At 68.4% G+C, this 3,208-nt stretch carries 4 protein-coding genes; 3 read left to right on the top strand and 1 reads right to left on the bottom strand.

Annotation, left to right across the window (positions count from 1 at the left end; all coding sequences use genetic code 11):
• The 3 genes from ACIQ67_RS20285 to ACIQ67_RS20275 all read left to right on the top strand — a co-directional run.
• Nucleotides 1–867, top strand: an 867-nt coding sequence (locus tag ACIQ67_RS20285; protein WP_397536184.1) for an alpha-E domain-containing protein, incomplete at its 5' end; no start/stop codon positions are given.
• Between the two features lie 22 nt (nucleotides 868–889).
• Nucleotides 890–1,714 carry a transglutaminase N-terminal domain-containing protein gene (locus ACIQ67_RS20280; RefSeq protein ID WP_397536183.1) on the top strand — a complete coding sequence of 275 codons (825 nt, stop codon included), beginning with the start codon at nucleotides 890–892 and terminating at the stop codon, nucleotides 1,712–1,714.
• Nucleotides 1,715–1,767: 53 nt separating this feature from the next.
• A complete protein-coding gene (locus ACIQ67_RS20275) occupies nucleotides 1,768–2,499 on the top strand; it encodes a peptidase (RefSeq protein ID WP_397536182.1) in 732 nt (243 codons plus the stop codon).
• 18 nt (nucleotides 2,500–2,517) lie between these two features.
• Here the strand turns inward: ACIQ67_RS20275 and ACIQ67_RS20270 are convergent.
• The coding region (locus tag ACIQ67_RS20270; RefSeq protein ID WP_397536181.1) for a putative bifunctional diguanylate cyclase/phosphodiesterase at nucleotides 2,518–3,208 on the bottom strand (691 nt) is incomplete at its 5' end.

The following is a 3,208-nucleotide window of genomic DNA, read 5'->3' as shown; positions in this document are numbered from 1 at the left end:
CTGCCGCAAAGCCGCGGCGCGATGACCGAGCTGGCCGCGCCGCTGGCCGTCACCGGCACGCTGGAAGCCTTCAGCCAGACTCATGCCCCGCTGGAAGCCGAGCGCCTGTTCAACTTCATGGCGCTGGACCTGAACAACCCGGCCTCGGTGCTGAGCTGCCTGAAGCAGGCGCGCGAGAACGCGCATGCGGTGCGCGGCCAGATCACCGCCGAGATGTGGGAAGCCATCAACAGCAGCTGGCTGGAAGCGCGCGAGTTTCCGAAGCGCGGCATCCCCAGCGTCTCGGGCTTCTTCGACTGGGTCAAGGAACGCTCGCACCTGTTCCGAGGCGCCACCTACGGCACGCTGCAGCGCAACGATGCATACTGGTTCATCCGCCTGGGCACCTTCGTCGAGCGGGCCGACAACACCGCCCGGCTGCTGGACGTGAAGAGCCAGCTGATCGAGCCCGCGGTGGACACGCTGTCGCCGGTGGACGTGCCGCAGGAAAGCGCGCCGGACTTCTACACCTGGAGCGCGCTGCTGCGCTCGCTGTCGGCCTTCGAGGCCTACCACGCCGTCTACCGCGACAGCCTGGACGGTCGCCGCGTCACCGAACTGCTAATCCTGCGCCCGGACGTGCCGCGGAGCTTGCGCGCCTGCTGCGACGAGATCGTCGCCATCCTGCCCAAGATCGAGGCCCGACTGGGCGCCGACGACGCTGGCCGCCAGGTCAAGCGCCTGGCCGGCCAGCTGGCGCTGCGGTTGGAGTATGGTGTGGTGGACGAGATCCTCGACGCAGGCGTGCACCGCTGGCTGACCGGCTTCCTGGAGGACTCCGCCGACCTGGGCACCGCCATCCGCGAAGCCTATCTGGAAGCCGCCTGAAAGCTTGCTAGCGAGACCTGCCGTGCACCTCAGCATCATTCACGAGACCGTCTACCGCTACGACCACCCGGTCAAGCGCAGCACCCAGTACCTGCGGCTGACGCCCGCCGAAGGCCCGCGCCAGCGCGTGCTGGACTGGCATCTGGGCCTGCCCGCGCTGGCCAGCCGCTGCCTGGACGCCTACGGCAATGTGATGCATGTGCTGACGCTGGACCAGCCGCATGACGAGATCCACCTGCACGCGCGCGGCATCATCGAAACCGACGACAGCCCGCCGCGCCCCGACCCGCTGGACCGCTTTCCGCCCGAAGTCTTCCTGCGCGCCTCCACGCTGACCCAGGCCGACAAGGCCTTGTCCGAATTCGCTGGCGAGCATCTGGGGGCCGTGCGCGCCGACGCGCTGCAGGGGCTGACAGCCATGATGCACGCTCTGGCCGAACGCATGCCCTACACGCCGGGCGCCACCGACGCCGCCACCGCCGCAGCCGAAGCCTTTGCGCATGGCCACGGCGTCTGCCAGGATCACGCCCAGGTCTTCGCCACCTGCGCGCGCCTGCTGGGCGTGCCGGCCCGCTATGTGTCGGGCTATCTGGCGGCCGATGCCGAGCATGTGGCCAGCCACGCCTGGGCCGAGGCACGCCTGCCTGATCGCGATGGCCTGCAGGGCGGCTGGCTGGGCTTCGATGTCTCCAACCGCTGCCTGGCCGACGGCCGCTATGTGAAGCTGGCCATCGGCGCCGACTACCTGGACGCCTGTCCGGTGCGGGGCATGCGCCTGGGCGGCGGCGGCGAGGCGCTGCGCACCGCGGTGCAGGTCACGTTGGCCGGCGGCGCTGCCGGGCAGTGAGTGCTGTCATGCAGCGGACATAATCGCAGCCATCTGAAGTTCCCCCGCAAGCCATGACCTATTGCGTTGCCATGCGCCTGGATGCCGGACTGTTGTTCGCTTCCGATTCCCGCACCAATGCCGGCGTCGACCAGATCGCCACCTTCCGCAAGATGAGCATCTTCGAGCAGCCCGGCGAACGGCTGATCGTGCTGCTCAGCGCCGGCAATCTGGCCACCACGCAAAGCGTCGTCAGCCTGCTGCGCCAGCGGCTTGAGCACGAACGCGAGCACCTGTTCAACCGGCCCACGATGTATGACGTGGCCGAGTTGGTGGGGCGCACCGTCAAGGAGATCGTCGCGCGCGACGCCAATGCGCAGACCCTGGGCCAGGGCGTCGATTTCGGCGGCAACTTCCTAGTGGGCGGCCAGATCAGGGGCGAACCGCCGCGGCTCTTCCATGTCTATGCGCAGGGCAACTTCATCGAAGCCACCGAGGACACGCCCTATCTGCAGATCGGCGAGAGCAAGTACGGCAAGCCCATCATCGACCGCGTGATCAAGCCCTCCACCACGCTGAAGGAAGCCGCCAAGTGCACGCTGGTGTCCTTCGATTCGACCATCCGCAGCAACCTCTCGGTGGGCCTGCCGATCGACATGCTGCTGTACCGCGCCAACAGCTTCGCGCCAGCCGATCCGCACCGCATCACCGCGGACGACCCCTACTTCAACTCGCTGCGCCGCGGCTGGGGCGAAGGTCTGCGCAAGACCTTCGAGGGCCTGCCGGACGAAGACTGGTTCGCCTGAGGCGGCCCATCGCCCAGCTCAGGCCGGCTGAGCCTGCTGAGGGACCCGCCGCGCCAGCCAGCTCACCAGTGCCTCGGCCGGCAGCGCGCGCGTGAACAGAAAGCCCTGCAGCTCGTCGCAGCCGGCCATGCGCAGGGTCTGCGCCTCGCGCTCGGTTTCCACGCCTTCGGCCACCACCCGAAGGCCCAGTGTGTGACCCAGGCCGATGATGGCGCGCGTGATGGCCAGATCGGCCGGGTCTTCGAACATGTCGCGCACAAAGCTGCGATCGATCTTCAACCGGTCAATCGGGAAGCGGTTCAGGTAGTTGAGACTGGAATAGCCGGTGCCGAAGTCGTCGATGGCCAGCGCCACGCCCAGGCGCTTGATCGCATGCAGGCGCGCGAGCGTCTGCTCGGCCCGGTCCATCAGCGTCGATTCGGTCAGCTCCAGCTCCACCGCGCCTGGCGGCACCGCATGCCGCTCCAGCGCGGCGCGCAGGGTTTCGAGCAGCGCATCGTCACCCAGCTGCAGCGCCGACACATTGATGGCCACCTGCGGCACGCCCACGCCGTCGGCATGCCAGGCCGCGAGCTGGCGGCATGCTTCGTCGATGACCCAGGCACCGATCGGCACGATCAGGCGCGTGTCTTCGGCGATCGGGATGAACTCGGCCGGCGAGACACTGCCGAGCTCGGCGCTGTGCCAGCGCAGCAGCGCCTCGACGCCC

Source organism: Roseateles sp. (genome assembly GCF_044373315.1).
Taxonomy (GTDB): Bacteria; Pseudomonadota; Gammaproteobacteria; order Burkholderiales; family Burkholderiaceae_C; genus JACDQM01.
Note: the sequence above shows the minus strand (reverse complement) of the source record. Positions and strands in the feature narration are given on the sequence as shown.